Genomic DNA, 251 nt, shown 5'->3' with positions numbered 1-251 from the left:
GGTGGCCCGAGTGTGACCAAGTCCGGCATCAATGCCGCCGGCAACAAGATCACCAACGTAGCCGCCGGTACCGATGACACCGACGCCGTCAACTACAGCCAGCTGAAACAGCAAAGCGCCGCCGCCCGTACCGAGGTTGCCGCTGGCACCAACATCAAAGACGTGGTGAAAACCACCGGCGCCAACGGCCAAGACGTTTACACCGTCAACGCCAAAGGCACGACCGCGAGCGCCGGTTCGAACAAAGTGAC

1 pseudogene is annotated in these 251 nt (G+C 61.8%); it reads left to right on the top strand.

The features are described from left to right. Positions 1-12: 12 nt before the first annotated feature. Positions 13-251: pseudogene (locus ACTHR2_RS10590) on the top strand (hypothetical protein); the annotation flags it as partial.

It is taken from the genome of Neisseria sp. P0006.S004 (genome assembly GCF_051963015.1).
In the GTDB taxonomy this organism is placed as follows: Bacteria; Pseudomonadota; Gammaproteobacteria; order Burkholderiales; family Neisseriaceae; genus Neisseria.
The sequence above is the reverse complement of the archived record's forward strand: the minus strand, read 5'-3'. Positions and strand labels throughout refer to the sequence as shown.